Raw genomic sequence first — 2,773 nt, forward strand, 5'->3', positions numbered from 1 at the left:
GCCTGGCAGTTCGCCGACGTGATCGCAAGGGCCGGCGGCGTGCCGGTCACGTTCATCGCCCCGGCCAGCTCCGCCGGGGCGTACTTCCCCAAAACGGACATCCTCAACACGTCCATCAGTGGCCGCTCCGATGCCCCGGGCGGCTCCGGTGACGACGGCGACCCGCTGCGGGGTGGTGGACATCGGCTTGCTTCCCTTCACGAGGCGGCGGTCACTGGCAGGTGGTGTGCTGCGGGCGCAGGCCCAGCAGGACGCGGTACGGGGCGTCGGCGATGGGGCGTTCGAAGGTCATGCCGTAGCGGTCGGCGAGCGCGAAGAAGCCGTCGGTGGAGGAGTCGTCGACGATTCGCTCGACCGTGCCGCGCACCTCCAGGTAGCGGTAGGGCTGCTCGGGGTCGTTGACGGAGAGGGTGGCCTGCGGGTTCTCGGCGATGTTGCGGTACTTGTAGCGCCGCTTCTCGGTGGTGAACCACAGCAGTTCGCCGTCCCAGCGGAACCAGACGGGGTTGACCTGCACGGTGCCGTCGGGGCGCAGCGTGCCGAGGTGGCCGAACAGGGGGCGTTCGAGCAGGTCGGCGTGGGACTCGGGGATCACGGACATGGGGGTTCCTTTCCGGGGTGACATGGAGGTGGTTCAGGCGTCCTGCGCGAGGGCGGTGCGCAGCCAGTCGCCCACCAGGTGGGGCGCGTCCCCGGCGCCGCTCACCGCTACGTAGCCGTCGGGGCGGGTCAGGGCGAGGGTGCAGCGGCCGTCGGCGCGACGCAGGTAGGGGGTGGCGGGCGGGTCGTCGGAGAGTGCGTGGCGGGTGGTGTCCAGGTAGCGTACGTCGATCAACTCGCCGTACTCCGCCCTGAGTTCGTCGGCCAGGGCGATCGCCGCGTCGGGTGCGGCGGTGCCGGCGGGGACCGCGACGAGGAGGGTCAGGCGCAGGTCGTCCAGGGCGAGCCGGAGCGGGGTGCGCCGCACGGTGCGCGCGTCCCACACCGGCCGGTCGGGCACGAGCGCGCCGGTGGTGAGGCCGGCGGCGCTGTGCCTCGGGCCGACGGCCGCGCCCTCGCGGTAGACGGTGGTGAGGCCGGCCAGGCCCGGTACGTAGCCTGCGTTGAACAGCCGCAGCGCGGACGCGGTGCGCAACGCGGCGTCGCGCAGGGCGACATGACGGCGCTTGACCGGGGTCCAGGCGCGGGTCTGCAGGTCGGCCTGGCGGATCACGGTCCGCGCGACCTGTTCGCGTTCGGCGGCGTAGCTGTCGAGCAGCGGGTCGCCGGCCCGGCCGGTGTGGGCGAGCGCCAGCTTCCAGGCGAGGTTGTGGGCGTCCTGCACACCGGTGTTGAGGCCCTGGCCGCCGGCCGGGCTGTGGATGTGCGCGGCGTCCCCGGCGAGGAAGACCCGGCCCTCGCGGGTGCGTGCGGCGTGCCGGGCGTGCACGGCGAAGCCGGCCGTCCAGGTCGGGTCGGTCAGCCGCAGGTCGCCCGGCCCGCGCTCGTCGACCAGGCGCTGGATGAGCGGCAGGTCGATGTCCTCGCGGGCGGTGCCGGGCGGGGCGGCGGTGAACACCCGGAACCGGCCGCCGGGCAGTCCGACCAGGACGACGATGCCCTTCGGGCCGCAGTAGTAGTAGTTGGCGTCGTGCACCAGGGGTCCCTCGACGCGGACGTCGGCGAGCGCGAACAGGTTCTCGTAGGTGCTGCCCTCGAAGGAGATGCCGAGCAGTTCCCGCACGGTGCTGCCGGCGCCGTCGCAGCCGACGACATAGGCGAACTCCTCGCGCAGCTCGGTGCCGTCGGGGCCGCGCAGGGTGGCGTGCACCCGGTCGGGGTGCTGTTCCAGGGCGACGAGCGCGGTGTCCCACTCCACCTTGCCCCCGGCGCCGGCCAGCGACTCGGCGAGCAGGGCCTCCACGTCGGGCTGGGGCAGGGTCACCGGGCGGGTGCGCCGGTCGAAGCGGATACGGGCCACCTCGCGGCCCAGCGAGTGGTAGCGCAGGGACTCGATCGGGAGGCCGTGCTCCTCGATCCGGGCGCCGCCGCCGAGCCGGCGCAGCAGCTCCAGGGTGCGCGGCCACACCGCGAGGGCCTTGGTCAGCGGGGACGGCCCCGAGGAGCGGTCCACGCAGCGTACGGGCACGCCGCGGCGGAGCAGTTCGGTGGCGGCGGTCAGCCCGACGGGGCCGGCTCCGACGACGAGGACGGGGCGGTCTTCTGTCTGCGTCACGGTCATACCCCACATGGGAAGCGAAGAATTCTGCGGACACGGGTGCTGCCGAATGTAGACGGGGGCGCGGGCGGCACATCGGCGGCGTGTTTCCTAGGAGACATCGGGGGGCCGCCTAGGGAGCACATTCCTTGCCGGGGCCCGCGCGGCGCTCCTAACGTTCTGGACGTGCCGGGGAAACGCCGAAAAGCGCCCGGCGACCGATCAGAGAAATCCCCCCTCGAATTACCGGAGGAAGAAATGCCGATCGTGACCGTTCAGCAGGGTCCGCGCGACGTCGAGCTCAAGCGCGACCTGGTCGCCCGTATCACGGACGCCTTCGTCGACGCGTACAAGATCCCGGCCGAGACGGTTCAGGTCTGGATCCAGGAGGTCCCGGCGGACAGCTGGGCCAACGCGGGCAAGCTCGTCGCCGACAGCTGAACCCTTCCCCCGCCCCCGACAGCCGGGCGTTCCCCCTTATCCCCCATCCGCTCTTTTTTCCCCTTCCCCCCTTCCCCCTGGCCGCGGGCCCGGCCGCCCCGCACGGCGCCCGGGCCGCGGCCCGTCACCGCGAGG

Annotated in this window: 3 protein-coding genes; 1 reads left to right on the forward strand and 2 read right to left on the reverse strand. The window is 73.0% G+C overall.

Annotation, left to right across the window (positions count from 1 at the left end):
- Window positions 1-211: 211 nt before the first annotated feature.
- Window positions 212-601 carry a PPOX class F420-dependent oxidoreductase gene (locus ACWEN3_RS44670; protein ID WP_452983927.1) on the reverse strand — a complete coding sequence of 130 codons (390 nt, stop codon included), beginning with the start codon at window positions 599-601 and terminating at the stop codon, window positions 212-214.
- 33 nt (window positions 602-634) lie between these two features.
- The gene (locus ACWEN3_RS44675) at window positions 635-2,215 is read right to left on the reverse strand and encodes an FAD-dependent monooxygenase (protein ID WP_452983930.1); all 1,581 of its coding nucleotides are present in this window, start codon (window positions 2,213-2,215) and stop codon (window positions 635-637) included.
- Between the two features lie 240 nt (window positions 2,216-2,455).
- Here ACWEN3_RS44675 and dmpI point away from each other — a divergent pair, with 240 nt between their 5' ends.
- Complete coding sequence (gene dmpI / locus ACWEN3_RS44680) at window positions 2,456-2,638, forward strand: 4-oxalocrotonate tautomerase DmpI (protein ID WP_452983933.1); 183 nt, start codon at window positions 2,456-2,458, stop codon at window positions 2,636-2,638.
- Window positions 2,639-2,773: the final 135 nt, after the last annotated feature.

Source organism: Streptomyces sp. NPDC004561 (assembly GCF_053602155.1).